This window comes from Kitasatospora sp. NPDC048545 (genome assembly GCF_040651155.1).
In the GTDB taxonomy this organism is placed as follows: Bacteria; Actinomycetota; Actinomycetes; order Streptomycetales; family Streptomycetaceae; genus Kitasatospora.
In genome coordinates, this window is sequence record NZ_JBEZIQ010000019.1 from 109,126 (window position 1) to 129,064 (window position 19,939).

20 protein-coding genes and 4 tRNA genes are annotated in these 19,939 nt (G+C 72.7%); 13 read left to right on the top strand and 11 right to left on the bottom strand.

Annotated features, from left to right (window positions below; genetic code table 11):
• Positions 1-41: 41 nt before the first annotated feature.
• From AB0D10_RS19830 to crcB (AB0D10_RS19850), 5 genes are all read right to left on the bottom strand, one after another.
• Positions 42-2,318 carry a DEAD/DEAH box helicase gene (locus AB0D10_RS19830; protein ID WP_360257872.1) on the bottom strand — a complete coding sequence of 759 codons (2,277 nt, stop codon included), beginning with the start codon at positions 2,316-2,318 and terminating at the stop codon, positions 42-44.
• Positions 2,319-2,513: 195 nt separating this feature from the next.
• Positions 2,514-3,167, bottom strand: a complete 654-nt coding sequence (locus AB0D10_RS19835) for a hypothetical protein (RefSeq protein ID WP_360257874.1) — start codon at positions 3,165-3,167, stop codon at positions 2,514-2,516.
• Between the two features lie 200 nt (positions 3,168-3,367).
• Positions 3,368-3,742: a fluoride efflux transporter CrcB gene (gene crcB, locus AB0D10_RS19840; RefSeq protein WP_360257876.1), complete on the bottom strand. Its 375-nt coding sequence runs from the start codon at positions 3,740-3,742 to the stop codon at positions 3,368-3,370.
• Positions 3,739-4,113, bottom strand: a complete 375-nt coding sequence (locus tag AB0D10_RS19845) for a DUF190 domain-containing protein (RefSeq protein WP_360257879.1) — start codon at positions 4,111-4,113, stop codon at positions 3,739-3,741. The genes crcB (AB0D10_RS19840) and AB0D10_RS19845 overlap by 4 nt, the downstream gene beginning before the upstream one ends.
• Positions 4,110-4,622: a fluoride efflux transporter CrcB gene (gene crcB / locus AB0D10_RS19850; RefSeq protein ID WP_360257881.1), complete on the bottom strand. Its 513-nt coding sequence runs from the start codon at positions 4,620-4,622 to the stop codon at positions 4,110-4,112. The genes AB0D10_RS19845 and crcB (AB0D10_RS19850) overlap by 4 nt, the downstream gene beginning before the upstream one ends.
• A gap of 70 nt (positions 4,623-4,692) precedes the next feature.
• Here crcB (AB0D10_RS19850) and AB0D10_RS19855 point away from each other — a divergent pair, with 70 nt between their 5' ends.
• The 8 genes from AB0D10_RS19855 (at position 4,693) to AB0D10_RS19890 (ending at position 7,849) form a co-directional block, all read left to right on the top strand.
• Positions 4,693-5,034, top strand: coding sequence for a metallopeptidase family protein (locus AB0D10_RS19855; protein WP_360257883.1), 342 nt, complete (start codon positions 4,693-4,695; stop codon positions 5,032-5,034).
• Between the two features lie 134 nt (positions 5,035-5,168).
• A tRNA-Glu gene (locus tag AB0D10_RS19860) sits at positions 5,169-5,241 on the top strand.
• 71 nt (positions 5,242-5,312) lie between these two features.
• Positions 5,313-5,386 (top strand) — tRNA-Asp (locus AB0D10_RS19865).
• A 27-nt stretch (positions 5,387-5,413) separates the two neighbouring features.
• Positions 5,414-5,487: transfer RNA gene (locus AB0D10_RS19870), tRNA-Phe, on the top strand.
• A gap of 219 nt (positions 5,488-5,706) precedes the next feature.
• Positions 5,707-6,252, top strand: coding sequence for a Uma2 family endonuclease (locus AB0D10_RS19875; protein ID WP_360257886.1), 546 nt, complete (start codon positions 5,707-5,709; stop codon positions 6,250-6,252).
• A 355-nt stretch (positions 6,253-6,607) separates the two neighbouring features.
• Entirely contained in the window at positions 6,608-7,024 is a 417-nt protein-coding gene (locus AB0D10_RS19880) for a prevent-host-death protein (RefSeq protein WP_360257888.1), read from the top strand.
• A complete protein-coding gene (locus tag AB0D10_RS19885) occupies positions 7,021-7,446 on the top strand; it encodes a cytotoxic translational repressor of toxin-antitoxin stability system (RefSeq protein ID WP_360257890.1) in 426 nt (141 codons plus the stop codon). Before AB0D10_RS19880 ends, AB0D10_RS19885 begins: the two co-directional genes overlap by 4 nt.
• A gap of 70 nt (positions 7,447-7,516) precedes the next feature.
• A complete protein-coding gene (locus AB0D10_RS19890) occupies positions 7,517-7,849 on the top strand; it encodes a hypothetical protein (RefSeq protein WP_360257892.1) in 333 nt (110 codons plus the stop codon).
• A 408-nt stretch (positions 7,850-8,257) separates the two neighbouring features.
• Here the strand turns inward: AB0D10_RS19890 and AB0D10_RS19895 are convergent, their stop codons facing one another.
• A complete protein-coding gene (locus tag AB0D10_RS19895; protein ID WP_350636871.1) occupies positions 8,258-8,461 on the bottom strand; it encodes a cold-shock protein in 204 nt (67 codons plus the stop codon).
• A gap of 373 nt (positions 8,462-8,834) precedes the next feature.
• On the opposite strand from AB0D10_RS19895, the gene AB0D10_RS19900 reads away from it, so the two are divergent.
• Together AB0D10_RS19900 and AB0D10_RS19905 are read left to right on the top strand one after the other, a co-directional pair.
• Positions 8,835-9,059, top strand: a complete 225-nt coding sequence (locus tag AB0D10_RS19900) for a hypothetical protein (RefSeq protein ID WP_360257895.1) — start codon at positions 8,835-8,837, stop codon at positions 9,057-9,059.
• A gap of 179 nt (positions 9,060-9,238) precedes the next feature.
• On the top strand, positions 9,239-9,724 hold the full coding sequence (locus AB0D10_RS19905) for a DUF3995 domain-containing protein (RefSeq protein WP_360257897.1): 486 nt from the start codon (positions 9,239-9,241) through the stop codon (positions 9,722-9,724).
• Here the strand turns inward: AB0D10_RS19905 and AB0D10_RS19910 are convergent.
• Positions 9,678-10,793 (bottom strand): alpha/beta fold hydrolase, encoded by a 1,116-nt coding sequence (locus tag AB0D10_RS19910; RefSeq protein WP_360257899.1) that lies wholly within the window; start codon positions 10,791-10,793, stop codon positions 9,678-9,680. The genes AB0D10_RS19905 and AB0D10_RS19910 overlap by 47 nt on opposite strands.
• Positions 10,794-10,944: 151 nt before the next feature.
• Positions 10,945-11,865, bottom strand: a complete 921-nt coding sequence (locus AB0D10_RS19915) for a zinc-binding dehydrogenase (protein ID WP_360257901.1) — start codon at positions 11,863-11,865, stop codon at positions 10,945-10,947.
• 182 nt (positions 11,866-12,047) lie between these two features.
• Between AB0D10_RS19915 and AB0D10_RS19920 the strand changes: the two genes are divergently transcribed.
• A complete protein-coding gene (locus tag AB0D10_RS19920; RefSeq protein ID WP_360257903.1) occupies positions 12,048-13,007 on the top strand; it encodes a LysR family transcriptional regulator in 960 nt (319 codons plus the stop codon).
• Between the two features lie 172 nt (positions 13,008-13,179).
• Here AB0D10_RS19920 and AB0D10_RS19925 read toward each other — a convergent pair whose 3' ends face one another.
• A complete protein-coding gene (locus AB0D10_RS19925; protein ID WP_360257905.1) occupies positions 13,180-14,109 on the bottom strand; it encodes a hypothetical protein in 930 nt (309 codons plus the stop codon).
• Entirely contained in the window at positions 14,106-14,624 is a 519-nt protein-coding gene (locus AB0D10_RS19930; RefSeq protein ID WP_360257908.1) for a SigE family RNA polymerase sigma factor, read from the bottom strand. The genes AB0D10_RS19925 and AB0D10_RS19930 overlap by 4 nt, the downstream gene beginning before the upstream one ends.
• A gap of 141 nt (positions 14,625-14,765) precedes the next feature.
• On the opposite strand from AB0D10_RS19930, the gene hrpA reads away from it, so the two are divergent.
• Both hrpA and AB0D10_RS19940 read left to right on the top strand, forming a co-directional pair.
• On the top strand, positions 14,766-18,749 hold the full coding sequence (gene hrpA / locus AB0D10_RS19935; RefSeq protein ID WP_360257911.1) for an ATP-dependent RNA helicase HrpA: 3,984 nt from the start codon (positions 14,766-14,768) through the stop codon (positions 18,747-18,749).
• A gap of 188 nt (positions 18,750-18,937) precedes the next feature.
• Positions 18,938-19,011 (top strand) — tRNA-Asp (locus tag AB0D10_RS19940).
• Positions 19,012-19,369: 358 nt separating this feature from the next.
• Here the strand turns inward: AB0D10_RS19940 and bldC are convergent.
• Positions 19,370-19,576: a developmental transcriptional regulator BldC gene (bldC, locus tag AB0D10_RS19945; RefSeq protein WP_014137253.1), complete on the bottom strand. Its 207-nt coding sequence runs from the start codon at positions 19,574-19,576 to the stop codon at positions 19,370-19,372.
• Positions 19,577-19,939 lie beyond the last annotated feature (363 nt).

Here is a 19,939-nt window from a genome sequence, read left to right on the forward strand (position 1 = left end):
ACGTTCAGCCGGGCCGGCGGTCGACTACCGCCGGTGCGGCGTCAGTTCTTCCAGCGCGGCTTGCGGTCGTCGCGGTTGAAGCCGCCGGTGCGGTCGCCGCCGCGGTCACGGTCGAAACCGCCGCCGCTGCGGTTGAAGCCACCGCGGTCGGCCTGCGGACGGCCGCCGGAACGGTGGTCGTCGCGGCGCGAGAACGGACGGCTGCTGCTGCCGCCGCCGCGCTCGTCGCGGTCACGGCCGAAGGCCGGACGGTCGCCGAAGGAACGGGCCGGGCGGTCACCGAAGGAACGGCCGCCGCGGTCGTCACGGTCACGGTTGAAGCCACCGCGGTCGCCGCCACGGTCACGGTCGAAACCGCCCGAACGACGGTCGTCACGGTCACGGCCGGCGAAGCCACCGCGGTCACGGTTGAAGCCACCGCGGTCGCCGCCACGGTCACGGTCGAAACCGCCCGAACGACGGTCGTCACGGTCACGGCCGGCGAAGCCACCGCCCGAACGACGGTCGTCACGGTCACGGTTGAAGCCACCGCGGTCGCCGCCACGGTCACGGTCGAAACCGCCCGAACGACGGTCGTCACGGTCACGGTTGAAGCCACCGCGGTCGCCGCCGGAGCGACGGTCGTCACGGTCACGGTTGAAGCTTCCGCGGTCGCCGCCGGAGCGACGGTCGTCACGGTCCCGGTCACGGCCGAAGGCCGGACGCTCGGTACGCGCCTCGCGGTACGACGGGGCGCGCTCCTCGGTCTGCGGCGCGGCGGCGGCCTCGGCGGCGGCCGGAGCGGCCTCGGCCGACTCGCCGGCCTCCTCGGCGGCGACCGGCTCCTCGTCCACGATGCCCAGGTCGGCCCGCTCGCGCGCCGCACGGGCGGCCAGGCGGTCGGCCTCCTCGCGCAGCTCGGTGGCGCGGCGCTGCGCGCGCTCCAGCTGGCGGGTCATGTCGGCGAGCTCGCGCTCGGCGGCACCGGCGATGCCGGCCGCGCTCTCCGCCTGGACCTCGACCAGCGAGCGGGCGCCGGTGATCTTGGCGACCTCGGCGTCGAAGGCGTGGTCGAGCATGTGACGCGAGGCGTCGACGCCCGCGTCCTCCATCAGGCGGAACACGCCGCGGCGCTGGTGCGGCAGCACCAGGGTGACGACGGCGCCCGAGCGACCGGCCCGCGCGGTGCGGCCGGAGCGGTGCAGGTAGTCCTTGTGGTCACCGGCCGGGTCCACGTTCAGGACCAGGTCGATGCCGTCGACGTGGATGCCTCGGGCGGCGACGTCGGTCGCGACGACGACGTTGACGTAGCCGTCCTTGAAGTCGCCGAGGACGCGGGTACGGGCGCCCTGCGTCATGCCGCCGTGCAGGGCGTCGGCCTTCACACCGGCCTCGATCAGCTGCTCGGCGACGCGGTCGGCGCCCATCTGGGTGCGGACGAAGATGATCGTGCGGCCCTTGCGGGCGGCGATCGCGTTGGTGATCGGCGCCTTGTCCTTGGGCTTCACCACGAGGATGTGGTGGGTCATGGTGGTGACGGCGCCGGCCGACGGGTCGACCTCGTGGGTGACCGGGTTCTTCAGGTAGCGCTTGACCAGGGTGTCGATCTCGTTCTCCAGGGTGGCGGAGAACAGCAGGCGCTGGCCACCGTCCGGAACCTGGTCGAGGATCTCGGTGACCTCGGGCAGGAAGCCCATGTCGGCCATCTGGTCGGCCTCGTCGAGCACGACGGTGCGGACGTCGGCGAGCTTGGCGCTGCCGCGGTTCAGCAGGTCGCGCAGACGGCCGGGGGTGGCGACGAGGACGTCGACGCCGCGCTCCAGCGCGTAGATCTGGTTCGACATCGAGGTGCCGCCGCAGACCACCTTGAGCTTGAGGCCGAGCACCGAGCCGAACGGCTCCAGGGCGTCGGCCACCTGCATGGCCAGCTCACGGGTCGGGACAAGGATCAGGCCGCGCGGGTGCTTGGGCTTGGTGCGCTCGCCGTCGGCGAGGCGGGTCAGCAGCGGCAGGCCGAAGCTGAGGGTCTTGCCGGAGCCGGTGCGGCCACGGCCCAGCACGTCCTTGCCGGCCAGGGCGTCCGGGATGGTCGCGGCCTGGATCGGGAACGGGGTGGTGACGCCGCGCTTGGCGAGGGCGCGGACGACGTCGTCCGGCAGACCCAGGTCGCCGAAGGTGATGGTCGGCTCGGCGGCCGCCTCCTCGGTGGCCTCCACGGCCTCGGCGATCACCTCGTCCGAGGCGGTGTCGATGGTGTCGACGGTGTCGTTGGTGTCGGTGACATCGGCGGCGGCCTCGTTCGCGGGCATGGCGAAGCGGGCGTCGTCAACGAGAGACATGCAAAACCTTCCGGAAGTGGCACGCGCCAAAGTCCGGGGTTCTGTTTCACAACCGCCTCTATGCGGTCAGCCACGGATCGCCGGAACGCGCCAAGGGCGCCAGATGGGAATAGGGCGCCAGTCAAATGAATCAAACGAACGATCTACCACCATAGAGGACCCACACGATCTGAGGCAAATGCCCAGGCCAGATCCCTAGTGGACACCCGCGCGCGGGCTCGGCGCCGAGGAACCGGAGCTCCCCGAGGACGGCTCCGGAAGCGGCAGCACGGTCGCGGCGGGCGAACTGTGCTCCGGCTCCGGGGTGTTCGACGGGCGGCCGCTCGGACTGGCCGACGGGGTGCCCGCCGAGCCGCCGGACCGGCCCTCGCCGGTGCCGCCCGCCCCGCCGGAGCCCGTGGTGCCGCCGGAGCCGGTCGACGATCCACCGCCCGGGTGCGGCGCGGGGCTGGTGTTCACGCCGCCCGGCGAACCGCCGCCCGGCACGCCGTCGGGCCCCTGCGGCGCCGGCACCGGGACCACACCGGTCACCGTGCCGCCCGCGCCCGACGCGGCCTCACCCGGCGCCGGAGCCGTCGACCCGCCCGGCGCGTTCTCCGCCTGCAGGCCCCCCGGCCGCTCCGGGCGCCCCGAAGCGCCGCCCGGGTGCCCGGCCCCCGGCGAGGCCGACGCGGTGCCCGCCGCACCCGGCCTGCCCGCCGGACCGGCCTGCCCGACCGGCACCGCCCCGCCGTGCTTCTCCTCCGCCGCCGGCCCGACCGACATGCACCCGGTCAGCCCCAGCCCGGCCACCGTCAGCAGCGCCGCCGCCCGTACCGCGCGCGAGCGCAGGACCGCCGCGTTCCGCACCCGCGCCGTCCGCACTGCCCGAACCGCTCGTACCGCTCGTACCGCCCGAACCGCCCGCACCGAAGCCACCCAGGTCCCTCTCTACCGCCCCACCCGGGCCGCCCACTCGCGCGCGGCCGCTTTCGGTGCCCAACGCGCGCCCGGCCCGGCGGGACACGGGCAGGACGGCAGTTCGGCCCCGGCGCCGCCGGGGCGCCCCCTCAGCCCCAGAGCGCCGAGGCCAGCTCCGCCCCGGCGTACACCGCGGCCAGCCCGGCGGCCACGCTCCCCGCCGCGTTCGCCACCGCGTACCGCCCGGCGCCGGTCTCGGCCAGCCGCAGCGTCTCGTACGAGAAGGTCGAGTACGTGGTCAGCGCACCGCACAGGCCCGTCCCCAGCAGCAGCTGGACCTGCGAGGACGCCGCGCCCGCCGCCACCGCGCCGGTCACCGTCCCGAGGATCAGGCAGCCCACCACGTTCACCGTGAACGTCCCCCACGGGAACACCGAGTCGTGCCGGGACTGCACCGCCCGGTCGGTCAGGTACCGCAGCGGAGCGCCGACCACCGCGCCCGCCACCACCAGCAGCCAGTTCACTCCGCCGCCCCTCCCCCGCCCGGGCCCCCGGCCGGACCGCGCCCGGTGCAGGTCACCACCTCGCACCGGTCCAGCAGCACCAGCCCCTCCGCCACCAGCTCGTCCACCTGCGGCAGGAACGCCCGCACCCGCTCCTCCTCGTCCACGATCACCACCGCCACCGGCAGGTCCTCGCTCAGCGACAGCAGCCGCGTGGTGTGCACCAGCGACGACGCCCCGAACCCCTCGATCCCCCGGAACACGCTCGCCCCGGCCAGCCCCGCCGCCCGCGCCCGGTGCACGACCTCGCTGTACAGCGGGCGGTGGTGCCACCGGTCGCTCTCGCCGACCAGCACCGTCAGCCGCAGCGCCGGCCCGCCCAGCCGGGTCACCGCGCGGCCCCGCGGCGGACCGCGCGGTGGATCAGACGCCGGGTCAGCCCGGCCGCCGCCCACACCGCGACCAGCGCGCCCAGCAGCGTCAGCCCCAGGTACGCCAGCCCGGGCCCGAGCCGGCCCTCCTCCAGCAGCCGCCGGACGTCCACGGCGTAGGTCGAGAAGGTGGTGAACCCGCCCAGCACGCCGGTGCCGAAGAACGGGCGCACCAGCGGATGAGCCTGGCGCCCCTCGGTGATCACCACCAGGAACACCCCGATCACCGCACAGCCGACCACGTTGACCAGCAGCGTCGTCCACGGGAAGGCCGTCGGCCCGGTCTCCCAGCCGAGCCCGGCCGCGTACCGGGCCACCGCCCCGATCGCCCCGCCGACCGCGACCACCGCAACGGCCGGGCCCTGTCCGCGCAGCACCGGCGGCCGGTCCGGCAACCGCGCCGCGACCGGCGGCGCCGACCGGGGCGGGCCGTCCACCGTGTCGTCCAACGCGCCCTCCGAGGTCGTCATAGCCCCATCAAACACCGGCCTCCGCCACCTGGCACGCCGTCACCCGAGGCCCGACAATGATCCGGTGGAGATGACCCGGGAAGAGTTCGAGACGCTGGTCAGCGACGCGCTCGACCAGATCCCCCCGCAACTCGCGGCCATGATGGACAACGTCGCGGTCTTCGTCGAGGACGAACCCGACCCGGGCGACCCGGAACTCCTCGGCCTCTACGAGGGCACCCCGCTCACCGAACGCGGCGAGTGGTACGCGGGCGTCCTGCCCGACCGCATCCTGATCTACCGCGGCCCCACCCTCCGCCACTGCGAGACCCGCGAGCAGGTCGTCGAGGAGGTGCGCACCACCGTGATCCACGAGGTCGCCCACCACTTCGGCTTCGACGACCACGAGCTGGACGAGCTCGGCTGGTCCTGACCCCCGCCGGGGCCGCCCCGCCCCGGGTCCGGGTCCGGGCGCCCACTCGGCCGAAACCCGTTTTGGCGATCCGCCCGACATCCCATATGCTTCTCGACGTCCCCGAGCGCTGGAAACAGCGGGACAGGCCGCAAGCCCTCATCGTCTAGTGGCCCAGGACGCCGCCCTTTCAAGGCGGTAGCACGGGTTCGAATCCCGTTGGGGGCACGCAGTAACGGCAGTACGCAGGACCGTAGTAAAGTGCAGTGACGCAAGACCTTAGTGGTTCGCCACTACAAGGTCCCGTGGAGCAGTTGGTTAGCTCGCCACCCTGTCAAGGTGGAGGTCGCGGGTTCAAGTCCCGTCGGGATCGCTCGTCTCGCAGGAGACGGTGCAGTACGGCCAGGTAGCTCAGTTGGTACGAGCGTCCGCCTGAAAAGCGGAAGGTCGCCGGTTCGACCCCGGCCCTGGCCACATCGCCTGACCAGGCACGATGCCCTCGAAGCAGCTCGCTTCGGGGGCATTTTCGTGTTGTTTGACGCCAACGGCACAGCGGACGGTCAGTAATCCGGCTGAGCAGCCCCGGAGCATCCGAGGGACTTGGGCCCGGCCACTGAAACCCGTACGGGCGATGCCGGGCCCCGTCCGGACTACGCTGAGATGCTGTCCGGCACACCCCAGGAGGCACCGCGCATGAACCCGGAGCACTTCGCACTCCTCGAAGAGGCCCGCAGGAACCTGCCCGACGGATTCAAGGTGGAGCTGTCGGGCGACACCATCGTCATGATGGTCAGCCCCTCGGGCATCCATCAGCGGAACCTCCTCCTGGTCCGCCGCCAGTTCGACGCGCACGCCCCGTCGGAGCTGCTGCCGAGCGAGAACACCGACCTCGTTTCACCGAACGTGGGCAAGAGTCGCAACCCGGACCTGACATACCTTCCCGGCGAGGCGTTGGAGACGACTGACAATCAGGTCCCCTCCGAAGTCGCGGCCGTCGCCGTCGAACTGGTCTCCCCCTCCAACCCGGAGAACGACTGGGTCGGGAAGGTGCGCGACTACCCGCTGATGGGGATCCCGCTGTACCTGTTGATCGACGCCAGGCAGAAGACCGTCACGCTCTTCAGTCGCCCCGACAGCACGAAGTACCACCGCCGCGAGGACATCGAGTTCGGTGAGACGCTGCACATCCCCGAGCCGTTCGACTTCGACCTGATCACGACCGAACTGCTCCCGTACTGACTGCCGCCGGCGCGCAGAAGCCGCCGGTTGACGCCAGCGCTGACGCCAACCGGCATGGACGCTGGCACCCGAAAGCGCACTTCCACGTACGGCAAGGCCAGCCAGACCAGGGCATCTCGACGCCCCGGTTTGGCCTGAAAAGCGGAAGGTCGCCGGTTCGACCCCGGCCCTGGCCACATCGCCTGAGCAGGCACGATGCCCTCGAAGCAGCTCGCTTCGGGGGCATTTTTGCATTGTTTGACGCCAACGACACAGCGGACGGTCACCGCCGTCCTGGGGTCAGCGGTGAGTACGTGACGTACTTGACGTACTCAATGGCGCGCGCCACCCTGGTTCTCGGACGAGGAGGCTCCCCATGACAGCAGTCCACTACGAGAGCTACACCGAAGCCCGCACACACCTGAAGGACCTGCTCGACGCGGCAGGGCAAGGCCGGGTCGCGACCGTTCGCCGGGACACCGGGTACGCCGCGGTAGTCGACGCGGGGCGGCTGCGCCACGCGCTCACGCTGCTGTGTCCGTCCAAGGCCGAGGTGGTCGCAGAGGGCGGCGGCTGGTCGGTGTTCTTCCCTGGCCTCCCGGTCGCCGCGGACGGCAGCACGTTCGATGAGGCCATCGACGAGATGGTCGACGCGCTCCGCGAGTATGCGGAGGACTGGCAGGACCGACTCCTGGGCGCTCCGAACCACCGTGACAACTGGGGCCTGGTCCAGCTGATCGGCCTCAGCGACGACGCGCAGCTCCGCGACTGGCTGCTCGGAGTCGCGAGGTGACCTGGCCTCAGCCGACACGCGAACGACACGAGCAGTTCTGCAAGGTTGAAGGCTGGGACCGCGTACGTGACGCGCGTGGCCGCACCGGTACCCACCACATCACCTATGAGTTCGGGCTCCCCGATGGGCGGATCCTGCGTACTCGGGTATCGCATCCGGTCGACCGCACCGCGTACGGCGCGAGCATGTGGGCGCACATCCTCCGTGATCAGCTGGACGTGACGGAGGATGTCTTCTGGCCGTGCGTCCTGGACGGCACGCTTCCCGATCGAGGCGCGCCTGAACCACCACGCGAGGCACTTCCCGTAGATCTGGTCTACATGCTGATCAACCGCGTCGGACTCACCGAGGACCAGGTCGCCGAGCTGGACAAGGCCCAGGCGATCGCGCGACTCCAGCAGTTCTGGACCGAGGGCTACTGACTCAGGTTGCTGGATCGCCGCGTGGGGCCGCTGGTGTCTCTCGGCAGGCCTCCGCAAACGGGACGGACAGGTGTCAGCCCCGCAAGGCCCGGTCGTCGAGCCGGCGCAGCAGGCCGGGCAGGTGCCGGTGCTGGTCGCGAAGGGCGGCCAGTCGCTGCCGGAACTGAGGGCCGCGTCCGACGTGGTCACAGGCGTCACGGAGCTGGACCAGGAGGGCCACGGCGACGTCGTAGCGGGCCGCCTGCTTGCAGGCGACGTGGTTCTCGACCTCGTGCCAGATCGCTTCCTCGTCGGCAGCCAGGGTGGACAGCTTCGCCGCCCGAGCCTCCACTCGAACCTGCTCGGCGAGCTGCCGACGCTCAGCGACTCGCGCGTGCGCGGCATCCAGCAGTTCTGCGGCTGAGCGCGGTGCCGGAGCAGAAACTGCGGACTGCGGTGTGGGACACACTGTCCGAGTTCTTCGTCCTCGATGACCTTCCGGAGGACCGCCTCGGCCGCCTGCGCCGGGGCAACGACCGTGACGTGGCACGCCTGCTCACCGTGCTCACGGGCCTCGGCGCCGTCGAACTGACCGGTAACACCGTCGCATTCACCGCGGCCGGCCGTGAAGCCCTGGCCCGGCTTCGCGGGGAGCCGCGCCCTGGTGACCCGGTCCACGAACTCCGCATCCAGCTCAAGCAGGAGGTCGTTCTTCTCCGCCTCGGGAAGCGCGGCGATCAGCGGCGGCCCGGAAATGCCGAAAGGCCCGCACCGTGCGCTTGCGCGCGGTGCGGGCCCGGGCCGTCCGGCAGCTACCGGACGGCTGGACGCACTACAGCGGGCGAATGTTCTCCGCCTGCGGGCCCTTCTGGCCCTGCGTGACGTCGAACTCGACCTTCTGGCCCTCGAGCAGCTCACGGAAGCCACTGGCGTTGATGTTCGAGTAGTGGGCGAACACGTCCGGACCGCCACCCTCCTGCTCGATGAAGCCGAAGCCCTTTTCCGAGTTGAACCACTTCACGGTGCCGTTAGCCATAAAAACTATCCTTCGAATGGGACCTACGGAACTCACAGGTCGTGAGTTCCGCGTCGCCGCGACGATGACCCACCCGGGGAATGGCCGGGTAACAAAATGCGCCTGCGGTCGCAACCGGCAGGCGCACACAAAGTCCATGGGAACCGCAACTGCAACTACCACGACTGTAGCAGGGTCCGAACCCCAACGGGGGGGTTCTCCCTGGCCAGTTCACCGACGTGTCCCGGACCGGCGGGAGTGGAGGACGGCCACCGCTCCCGCGGCTCCCCCGCGCGCCGGGGTGCGCACCGGCCCCCGCGCCCTCCGGGGGTGATCCGGAAATATCCGGGGCCGAGCCGTCCGTTCCCCCGGAATCGGGCGCATACTGGCCGCAATGACGAATCCAGCCGCGCCCCGTCGCCACCTGCCCACCAGCCCCTTCCGCCAGGCTCCACCGCCGCCCCCGCCCAAGGAATTCGCCGTCGGGGACCGGGTCTCGCACGACGAGTTCGGTCTCGGCCGCGCCATCGGCGTCGAGGGCGACTCGGCCGTCCTGGTCGACTTCGGCTCCCGGACGGTGCGGATCACCGCCCCGTTCGCCAAGCTCTTCCGGCTCTGATCCCCGGCGCACCGGTCGCCCCGGACGCCGACGCCCCGTCGCTCTCCTGATCCTGTCCTGCCAGCCGTGGCCGTCCTGAACCCGCCCCGGCCCCGTCCGCCCCGGATCCCCCCGCAGGGGGAGGGAGTCCCGCCCCCGGGACGATCCGGCGGGGTGGCGCGGGGCGGAACCGTGGGGGCATGGAGACGACGAGGGACACGGGCTGGAACCGGGTGGCGGCGCGGGCCGGGTACGTGGCGGCGGGGTGGGCGGTGGCCTTCGCGCTGGTGCACGTGTACTGGCTGGCCGACGGGCGGCTCGGGCTGCCCGAGGGCCGGTCGGTGTGGAGCAACACGCCGCTGCTGGTGATCGACGTGATCGCGATCCCGCTCTGTGCGGTGGCCGCGGCGGTGGCGCTGGCGCCGGTGCGGCGCTGGGGCGGACGGGTGCCGGCCGGGCTGCTGACCGCCGCGCTGTGGGGCACCACGGCGCTGCTGGTGCTGCACGCCGCGCCGTCCGTGCCCGACTGGTTCGCCCTGGCCCTCGGCAGCCGGTCGCCTGCCGAGCTGGACGCGATGGCCCGGTTCGCGACCTTCGGCTACGAGCCGTTCTTCCTGGTCGGCGGGGTCCTCTTCGCCCTCACCTCGCTCGGACGCCGGGCCGGCCGCCGGCCAGCCGTGCGGTGAGCCAGTCGGCGGTGGCGGGGAGCCAGTCCGGCAGGGCGTTGCCGAGGAGGTGGTTGCCGTGCGGGACGAGGAGGAGTTCGGCGTCGGGGGCCCGCTCGGCCAGCGCGGTGGCGGGCGTGACGCCGGGGATCCGGTCCTCGCCGCCCTCGACCACCAGGAGCGGGACGGCGATCCGCGGCGCGAGGGCGGCGAGGTCCACCCGGTCGGCGAAGGCGCGGGCCTCCCGGTACCCGCCGCAGCGCTGCGCGAGGGTCGCGGTGACGAACGGGACCAGGCCGTCCCGGTCCAGCCGGTACGGGCCGCTGACCACCGCCGCAGCGCGCAGCCTCGGCTCGTGGGCGGCGGCCCCGGCCGCGTAGTAGCCCCCAAGGCTGAGGCCGATCACGGCGGTCCGGGCCGGGTCCAGGCCGTCCCGGCCGGCGAGGGCGTCGAGGGCGCGCCCGACGACCCGGTGGTACTCCGGCTCCGGCGCGCTGGTGGCGGCCAGGACGCCCTGCCCGGGCCCGTCGATCGCGAGGACGGCGACGCCCCGGGCCAGCAGGGCCTCGGCGACCGCGTGGAACTCCTCCTTGCCGGAGTCCATCCCCGGCACCACCACGACCACCGGCGCACCGTCGCCGGCCGCCCGGGCAGCGGAGGCCCCGGCCCCGCGCAGTGCGGCCGGGCGGCGCAGCCAGCCCGCGAAGCCCTCGCCCTCGACCCGCTCCGCGTCCGGGTCGAGCAGCGCCAGCGCCCGCCGCATCGCCTCGTCGGCCTCCTCGGCCGCCTCCGCCGCGGCGGTCCGGTCGGCGTGCGGGAGCAACCCGGCGAAGTGGAACCAGCGGGCGGCGTTGCAGTACCCCTCACCGGCGGTGACGGTACGGCCCTCGGCAGCCGCACGCTCCGCCGTCACCGCGTGCCGACGGCCGGCGGCGCGGCAGGCGGCCGGCCAGTCGTGCGGGGAGGTGAGCGCGGCGGTCACCCGGTCGTACTCGTAGGGGTCCAGGCCGGCGCCGTGGGCGCGCGGGCGGTTCTCGGCGACGAAGGCCGGCAACAGGCCGGGGGTGTCGAGGAACGACAGGTCGGTCACGGCGGGGCTTCCCTTTCGGGGCGGGTTCGCAGGAGCGGTTCACGAGGGCGGGGGTCACAGGAGCCGGATCGCGGGAGCCGGATCACAGGGGCCGGATCGCGCGGGCGGGATCGCCCGGAGCGGGTTCAGGAGACGGGTTCAGGAGACGGGTTCAGGAGACGGTCAGCACGGCCTTGCCGCGGATCCGGCGCTCGCGCAGGTCGGTGAGCACGGCGGCGGTCTCGTCCCAGGGTGCGACCCGGCCGAGTTCCGGGGTCAGCCGGCCCTCGGCCGCCAGGCGCACCAGGGTGGCCAGGTCCTCGCCGTCGGGGAGGTCGGAGTCGGCGTAGTGGAAGTGCCGGACGACCGCCGATTCCGGGCCCTTGAAGAAGTCGAAGAAGTCGAGCGTGACGGGCGTCCGGGAGGCCTGGCCGAACCAGATCAGGGTGCCGCGCCGGGCCAGCCGGGCCAGGGCGAGCGGCAACGCGGCGCCGCCGGTGGACTCCAGCACCAGGTCGTACGGTCCGCGCGCCCCGGCCACGTCGTGGACCACCTCGGCCGCCCCCAGCCCGAGCAGCCGCCGGCCGCGCTCCGGGGAGGCGGTGACCGCCGTCAGTTCGGCCCCGGCCGCGGCCGCCAGCTCGGTGACGTAGTGCCCCACGCCCCCGGAGGCCCCGGTCAGCAGCACCCGCCGCCCGGCCAGCGCCCCCGCCGTGCGGAGCAGCCGCAGCGCGGTGAGGCCCGCGAGCGGCAGCGCGGCGGCCCGTGCCGTGTCCAGGCCGTCGGGCAGTTCGGCGAGCGAGGACGCCGGGACGCACACGTACTCGGCCCACCCCCCGGCCGGCGGGTGCCCCACCACCCGCCGGCACACGGCGGGCCCCGACCCGTCGGCGGCGGCCTGCACCACCAGCCCGGCCACGTCCTTCCCTGGCCGCCACCCGGCCCGGGGCGCCTCCAGTTGGAAGGTCTCCCCCCGGTTCACCGAGAAGGCCTCCACCTTCACCAGTGCCTCCCCCGGTCCGGGCCGGGGCTGCTCCACCTCCGCGAACCGCACAGGTTCCGCCATCCGCCCCGTCGCCACCAGCGCCTTCATCCCCACTCCTCCGTCGGTCACACCCCCTCACCCCACCGCGCGCCGCCTCCACCGGTCCAACAACCGCCGGACGGTGACGACAACCGACGGTTGTGGGGTGCCCGCAGCCGGTCGGCCGCCCGGGGCCCGCCCACCCTCCGGGCGGACGGCGGGAGTTCGACGGCCGGCCCTAAGGTGCCCTGGTGGATCTGGATCTGACGCAGGTGCGGGCGTTCGTCGTCGCCGCCGAGGAGTTGCACTTCGGGCGGGCGGCCGGGCGGCTGGGGATCAGCCAGCAGGGGCTGTCGAAACGGGTGGCGCGGCTGGAGGCGGCGCTGGGGGTGCGGTTGCTGGAGCGGGACGCGCGCGGGGTGGCGCTGACCGGGGCCGGGCAGCGGTTCCTGGACCCGGCGCGGCGGGTGCTGGTGCAGGGGGAGCGGGCGGTGGCCGCCGTGGGGTGCGCCGCCCGGCCGCTGCGGATCGACGTGTGGGGGCACCTGTACGCGCCGATGCGGACGCTCGCGCAGGCGGTGGACGCGGCGCCGGGGCTGACGGTGGAGCCGGTGCCCGGCCGGGACCTGCCGTCGGTCGCGGCGGCGTTGCTGCGCGGGGAGTCGGACGCCGGGTTCGGCCGGGTGCATCCGCTGCCGGACGGCGGGGACACCGGGCTGACGCACCGGCTGGTCCGCCTGGAGCCGGTGGACGCACTGCTGAGCACCGGGCACCCACTGGCCGGCCGCGGGGTACTGAGCCCGGCGGAGCTGCGCGGCAGTGTGCTGCGCTACCCGGCGGCGGTGGACCGGCTGGACTTCCTCACCCGCTTCGCCACCCGGTTCGACGTCCCGCGGCGGGTCGGCTCGACCAATCTGGGCCTGGAGCACTTCCTGGACGAGGTCGGCGGCGACCCGTCCTGCTTCTCGCTCGTCCCGGCCGACACCCCGCTGCCCGACCGTCCGGGCGTGCGCACCGTGCCCCTGGCCGGTCCGACCCCGCTCTACGCCTGGTCGCTCCTCTGGCGGGAGGACGGGTCCACCGATCCGCACCCACGGCTCGACGAGCTGATCGGGGCGTTCGCCACGGAGGCGGCCCGCAGCCGGTGGCTGGAGTACGACCCCGTCCGCGACTGGCTCCCGGACGCGGACGAGGCCGCGCTCCACCCGTAGGACCGGCCGCGGACACCGCCGCCGGTCCGCCGGCCGGCACCTTCCGGTCCGTCACCGCCGGTCGCTACCGCCGATCCTTGACGGCCGGTCACGTCCGCGGGACCGGCCGGGCATGCCGGCCGGGTCCCGGCGACGGCGCGCACCTCCGACGGCCCGGGGGCGGGCGGACGGCTCAGGAACTGCGGAACCAGGTGGTGTCGGCGCCGAGCACCGAACCGTCCGCCGCATAGAGGGTGAAGGTCCTGGCGTCCGAGCCCGGCTTCTTCGCGAGGGCGAACCAGTGCGTCGGGGAATCGCCGACCGCGACCGGCACGGCCTCGGTGGAGCCGCCGGTCACCCAGGTGACCACGACCTTCGCGACCTGGGGCGCGACCCCGCAGATCAGCACGGGGGAGTCGCCCAGCTCCGCGCCCTTGAGGCCGAGCACCGTCCCGCCGCCGGAGAAGGGGGAGGGTGGCAGGGACACGGCGGTCGGCCCCCCGGGGACGACGGTCCGGTGCACGCTGTCGTCGACCTGCCGCGTGCCGTCCAGGGTGAGGTAGAGGTTCACCGCGTCCAGGTCGGCCCGCCACGCGCGGTCGACCTCGGCGTCCGTCGTCCTCGGCAGCTGCGGGATGGCCGCGTGCCGGTCCTCCCAGAGCAGTTCCTCCTGCCGGTGGGCGTCCTCCCTGGTGGGCGCGGCCGGCCACAGCGCGGCCCAGGCCTGCCAGCTGCGGCCGTCCACGGTGCCCTCCCCGACCCGGACCCGGACCGGGGTGAACGGATCCCGCGCGGGCGCGGTCGGGGTGGCCGCCGCGGACGAGGGGGCCGAGCCGGACGCGGAGACCGAGGCCGAGGCCGCCGCCACGGTCGAGACCGTCTGCCGGCCGCGCTCGCCGAGCACCGCCCCGCCGCCGACGACCGCCGTGACCAGGACGGCCGCCGCCGCGGCGGTCAGCAGCCGCCGGCGCCGCAGTCGCCGCCGCCCCCCGGCGACCAGCCGGTCGTACGGGACCGCACCGGTCTCGACGCTCCCGGCCAGGTCGCCGAGGGCCCGCGCGGCCACCGCCGCGCCGTCCCCGGCCGCGTCCGCCGGGCCCCCGGTGCTGGACTCGTTGCTCATCTTCCGCCTCCGATGCTGGTCAGTCCGTTGAGTGGGGAGGCCGCCCGGAGTTTGGCGAGGCCCTTGGACGCCTGGCTCTTCACCGTCCCGACCGAACAGCCCATGGCCGCGGCGGTCTGGGTCTCGGTGAGGTCCTCCCAGTAGCGCAGGACGACGGCCTGGCGCTGGCGCGGCGGCAGGGCGCCGAGCGCGGCGAGCAGCACGGCCCGGTCGTCCGGGTCGGTCCCGGCCGGTGCGGCCCGTTCCGGGAGGTCGTGCACCAGCTGTTCGGCCGGTCTGCGCCGGAACCGCCGGGCGTGCTCGTTGACCAGGATCCGGCGGACGTACGCGGGCGGGTCGTCCGCCGCGCGCACCCGGCCCCAGGCGACGTACGCGCGTTCCAGGGCCTGCTGGACCAGGTCCTCGGCGCCGTGCCGGTCCCCCGCGAGCAGGTACGCCGTCCTGAACAGCCGTGTCCACGCGCTGCCGGCGAACGTCCGGAACTCCTCGTCCCGCGCGGCCTTCTGGGCTCCCATGAGCACCTCCTCACCCCCCTGGAGCCCACGGCGGCCGCGGACCGTTGCCCGCCGTTCGCGATTCGCGGCCGGCGGCTGTGACACTGGAGGGGCTCGAAAACCGAGGTGCGCTCCGCCGCACCTCCTTGCGAACCTAGAGGGATGCCCGCAGTGAGTTCTCCCGCAGTCCAGTCCGCCCCCGCGCCCGCCGAGGGTCCCGGAATCGGTGAGCTGGCCGCCCGCCTGCCCGAACTGACCCTGCGCGACCAGGTGCGGATCGGACGCCGGCTGGAGGGGGCGCGCCGGGTCCGCAAGCCGGAGGCCCGGCAGAAGATCGCCGCCGAGATCGCCGCCGACATCGACCGCGCGGAGCTGCTGGTCGAGCAGCGCCGGGGCGCCGTCCCGCCGATCACGTACCCGGCCGAGCTCCCGGTCAGCCAGAAGAAGGACGAGATCCTGGCGGCGATCCGGGACCACCAGGTGGTGATCGTCGCGGGCGAGACCGGCTCCGGGAAGACGACCCAGATCCCGAAGATCTGTCTGGAGCTCGGCCGCGGCGTGCGCGGTCTGGTCGGCCACACCCAGCCGCGCCGGATCGCCGCCCGCACGGTGGCCGAGCGGGTCGCGGAGGAGCTGGACAGCCCGCTGGGCGAGGCGGTCGGCTGGAAGGTCCGGTTCACCGACCAGGTCGGCCAGGACACCCTGGTCAAGCTGATGACGGACGGCATCCTGCTCGCGGAGATCCAGACCGACCGCGAACTGCTCCAGTACGACACCCTGATCATCGACGAGGCGCACGAGCGCAGCCTCAACATCGACTTCATCCTCGGCTACGTCAAGCAGCTGCTCCCCCGCCGGCCCGACCTCAAGGTCGTGATCACCTCGGCGACCATCGACCCGGAGCGCTTCGCCCGGCACTTCGGCGACGCCCCGATCGTCGAGGTCTCCGGCCGGACGTACCCGGTGGAGGTCCGCTACCGCCCCGTCGTCGACGACGACGCCGAGGACGACGGCGACGAGGTCGACCGCGACCGGGACCAGGTCCAGGCGATCTGCGAGGCCGCCCAGGAGCTGCAGGCCGAGGGCCCCGGCGACATCCTGGTCTTCCTCTCCGGCGAGCGCGAGATCCGCGACACCGCCGACGCCCTCAACCGGCTGAAGCTGAGGAACACCGAGGTCCTGCCGCTGTACGCCCGGCTCAGCTCGGCCGAGCAGCACCGGGTCTTCCAGCGCTCCGGCAGCCGCCGGATCGTCCTGGCCACCAACGTGGCCGAGACCTCGCTCACCGTCCCCGGCATCAAGTACGTGATCGACCCGGGTACCGCCCGGATCTCCCGCTACAGCCACCGCACCAAGGTGCAGCGGCTGCCGATCGAGGCGGTCAGCCAGGCCAGCGCCAACCAGCGCAAGGGCCGCTGCGGCCGGACCTCGGACGGCATCTGCATCCGGCTGTACTCGGAGGAGGACTTCCTCTCCCGCCCCGAGTTCACCGACGCCGAGATCCTGCGCACCAACCTGGCCTCGGTGATCCTGCAGATGACCGCGGCCGGCCTCGGCGACATCGCCGCCTTCCCGTTCCTGGACCCGCCGGACTCGCGCAACATCAAGGACGGCGTGCACCTGCTGCAGGAGCTGGGCGCGCTGGACCCGGACGAGAAGGACCCGCGCAAACGCCTCACCCAGCTCGGCCGCAAGCTCGCCCAGCTCCCGGTGGACCCCCGGATGGCCCGGATGGTGCTGGAGGCGGACCGCAACGGCTGCGTCCGCGACGTCATGGTGATCGCCGCCGCGCTCTCCATCCAGGACCCGCGCGAGCGCCCCGCCGAGAAGCGCCAGGCCGCCGACGACCGGCACCGCCGGTTCACCTCGGAGACCTCGGACTTCCTCTCCTACCTGGCGATGTGGCGTTACGTCCGGGAGCAGCAGAGGGAGCTCTCCTCCTCGGCCTTCCGCCGGATGTGCAAGACCGAGTTCCTCAACTACCTGCGGATACGGGAGTGGCAGGACATCTACACCCAGCTGCGCACCGTGGCGAAGCAGTTGGGCGTGGCGATCGAGGAGCCCCACGCCGACGCCGAGCCGGACGCCGACCGGATCCACCAGTCCCTGCTGGCCGGCCTGCTCTCCCACATCGGCCTGTTCGACCCGGAGAAGCGTGAGTACGGCGGTGCCCGCGGCGCCCGCTTCGCGGTCTTCCCGGGCTCCGGCCTGTTCAAGAAGCCGCCGCGCTGGGTGATGTCGGCCGAGCTGGTGGAGACCTCCCGGCTCTGGGCCCGGATCAACGCCAAGATCGAGCCGGAGTGGGTCGAGCCGCTGGCCGGCCACCTGATCAAGCGCAGCTACAGCGAGCCGCACTGGGAGAAGAAGGCCGGCGCGGTGCTGGCGTACGAGAAGGTCACCCTCTACGGGATGCCCGTCGTCGCGCAGCGCAAGGTCAACTACGGGAAGATCGACCAGGAGCTCTGCCGCGAGCTGTTCATCCGCAACGCGCTGGTCGAGGGCGACTGGGAGACCCACCACCGGTTCTTCGCGGAGAACCGCAAGCTGCTCGGCGAGGTCGAGGAGCTGGAGAACCGGGCCCGCCGCCGGGACATCCTGGTGGACGACCAGACCCTGTTCGAGTTCTACGACGCCCGGCTGCCCGACGAGATCGTCTCCACCCGGCACTTCGACGCCTGGTGGAAGCAGGCCCGGCACGAGCAGCCGGACCTGCTGAACTTCGAGAAGTCGATGCTGATCAACGACGCCGCCGACGGCGTCACCGAGGCCGACTACCCGGACCACTGGCAGCAGGGCAAGCTGCGCTTCAAGCTGACCTACCAGTTCGAGCCGGGCAGCGACGCGGACGGCGTGACCGTGCACATCCCGCTGCCGGTGCTCAACCAGGTCACCGCGGAGGGCTTCGACTGGCAGATCCCCGGCCTGCGGGAGGAGCTGGTCACCGCGTACATCAAGTCGCTGCCGAAGGCGGTCCGGCGCAACTTCGTCCCGGCGCCGGACTTCGCCAAGGCGGCGCTGCGCGCGGTGAAGGACCGGCAGGAGCCGCTGCTCCCGGCCCTGGAGCACGCCCTGAAGCGGCTGACGGCCGTCACCGTGCCGCCGGAGGCCTGGGACGACGAGCGGGTGCCGGACCACCTCAAGGTGACCTTCCGGGTGGTGGACGGGCGCCGCAAGCTCGCCGAGTCCAAGGACCTGGAGGAGCTGCGGCTGAGGCTCAAGCCGAAGCTCAAGGAGACGCTGTCCTCGGCCGCGTCCGGCCAGGGCATCGAGCAGGGCGGGCTGACGGCCTGGCCGGAGTCCCTGCCGGTGCTGCAGCGCACCTTCGAGCAGCGTTCGCGCGGGCACTCGCTGCGCGCCTACCCGGCGCTGGTGGACGAGGGCGGCACGGTCGGCGTCAAGCTGTTCGACACCCCGGAGGCCCAGGCGCAGGCGATGTGGGAGGGCACCCGGCGGCTGCTGATGCTGACCACCACCTCCCCCGCCAAGTCGATCCAGGGCCGGCTGGGCAACCAGGCGAAGCTGGCGCTCTCGCACAGCCCGCACGGCTCGATCGCCGCCCTCTTCGAGGACGTCGTGTCCGCCGCGACGGACCGGCTGATGGCGCTGGCCGGCGGTCCGGCCTGGGACGGGGCGGCCTTCGGGACGCTGCACGACAAGGTCCGCGCGGACCTGTACGACCTGTCCGCGGACACCACGCTGAAGACGGCCACCGCGCTGATCGCCTTCCACAAGGCCTCGACCCGGCTCAAATCGGTGAGCAGCCCGGTGCTGCTGAACGCGGTGAACGACGTCCGGCTGCACCTGGCCTCGCTGGTGCACCCGGGCTTCGTGACGGCCACCGGCTGGCAGCGGCTGCCGGACCTCAAGCGCTACCTGCTGGCGGTGGACCGCCGTCTGGAGGCCCTGCCGAACCACCCGCAGCGGGACGCCCAGCAGCTGCTGAAGGTGCAGCAGGTCCAGCAGGAGTACGGGGAGCTGCTGGCGGCGGTGCCGGCCGGGCGGCAGCCGTCCGAGGAGGTGCGGGCGATCCGCTGGATGATCGAGGAGCTGCGGGTCAGCTTCTTCGCCCAGTCGCTGGGCACGCCGAGCCCGGTCTCGGAGAAGCGGATCATGAAGGCGATGGAGGCGGCGCGCGCGGCCCTCTGAGCCGGGCGGCCCCTCCGGCCCGGGGTGCCGCCGGTCCGGGGGTGCCGTGAGCTGCGGGTGCCGTGAGCTGCGGGTGCCGTGAGCTGCGGGTGGGCCTTCAGGAGCCAGTTCGACCTGGGGGCCCACCATGGGCTACAGTCTGTCTTGTTCGCAGCGCGGCAAGCGAGTGAACGAGATCAGAACAATCTGGTCCCGTGGAGCAGTTGGTTAGCTCGCCACCCTGTCAAGGTGGAGGTCGCGGGTTCAAGTCCCGTCGGGATCGCCGCAGTGCGAGAGGCCCGGAACCGTCAGGTTCCGGGCCTCTCGCTTTTTGTCGTCCACCCCCCTACCCGGACCAGGTCCGGACCACAAGTGACGGACCGCGTGACGGTCGTCACTCGCATCCCCCGGAGGTCGACCCCGGGACGGGTCTACGCGAACGCCACTAATTTAATATGTAAAATTGTACGGCTATTCACTGTAAATCCCCCCCACCCCACACGCATCAAATCGTTATCCGGAGTTCAGCATTCCGACCGGCCGGCCGGTACCGGGAGCCCGGAAGCGGAGACGACAAAGGGGCCGCTTACCGGACCCGGCGGAGTCCGGTAAGCGGCCCCTTTGAAAGAGCCTTTGGCCTATCAGGCCTCAGTGCGCTGAGCCGGAATCCCGGCCAGCAGAGCGCGCACCTCCGCCTCACGGTAACGGCGGTGACCGCCGAGCGTGCGAATGGACGTCAGCTTGCCGGCCTTGGCCCAGCGGGTGACCGTCTTCGGGTCCACGCGGAACATGGTGGCAACCTCTGCCGGCGTCAGCAGCGGCTCAGCATCAGGGGTACGAGCGGTCATGAGCGGCCTCCTCGGGAGAACCGAACCAGGGCGGTTCTATCCTTCAAATTCTGCACCTTGGCCCGCGATGCCCGAAATGGCATAGACGGGCCGAGTCGGTTATAGGACGAACGGCTTGTCCTGGTGTCTACAACTACACCATCCGTCCAGCCCTATCGACCAAACCGCCAAAATTGACCCCTCACGGGTTCAAGGCTGACGGATGGCGATGGACCACCCCATAACGGACAGTCACGCGTTGATGACGTCCGGTTACGAAGGGACCAGACCCTCCGTTTCCCCGCAAAGCACGCATCGACTCCAGAACCACCCAAAAGTGGGCACGCTCACGTGAAGTTGGGCTGGTTGTCCCATTTTTGCACA